This window comes from Streptomyces sp. DH12 (assembly GCF_020873895.1).
In the GTDB taxonomy this organism is placed as follows: domain Bacteria; phylum Actinomycetota; class Actinomycetes; order Streptomycetales; family Streptomycetaceae; genus Streptomyces.
In genome coordinates, this window is sequence record NZ_JAHWGT010001268.1 from 1 (window position 1) to 431 (window position 431).

The following is a 431-nucleotide window of genomic DNA, read 5'->3' on the forward strand; positions in this document are numbered from 1 at the left end:
GCCCGGGGTGTCGCAGCCCGCGGATCCGGCCTGCACGACGACACAGACCGCGAGCGCGGGGATGACCGTCCTCCGCCTCCACGTCATGCCGGGGTGCGTAGAACAACGGTCCGAACGCGCGAATCCCCCTGGAGTCTGGTTCCGCGTCCTCCGTGAAGGGGAGGGGAGGTGTCCGGCCCGGAACGGGACCGCGCGGCACCCTTGCGTCCGGGTAACCGCAATCCTACGGTGTCCGATAGGAATCGGCTCGGTGCAAGGGAGCAGCGGACATGAGCGACGGGGCCACCGCCCGCGGGAGCGCGACGGAGCGCGAGGAGGCGCGCAAGATCGCCGAAGGTCTGGAGCACCTCTCCGGCTTCGGCAACGAGCACAGCTCGGAGGCGATGCCAGGAGCTCTGCCCGTCGGCCGCAACTCCCCGCAGCGCGCGCCG

Annotated in this window: 1 protein-coding gene; it reads left to right on the top strand. The window is 71.5% G+C overall.

All coding sequences use genetic code 11. The features are described from left to right. Positions 1-269 precede the first annotated feature (269 nt). Positions 270-431, top strand: a 162-nt coding sequence (locus tag LPA54_RS39610; protein WP_228985244.1) for a homogentisate 1,2-dioxygenase, incomplete at its 3' end; no start/stop codon positions are given.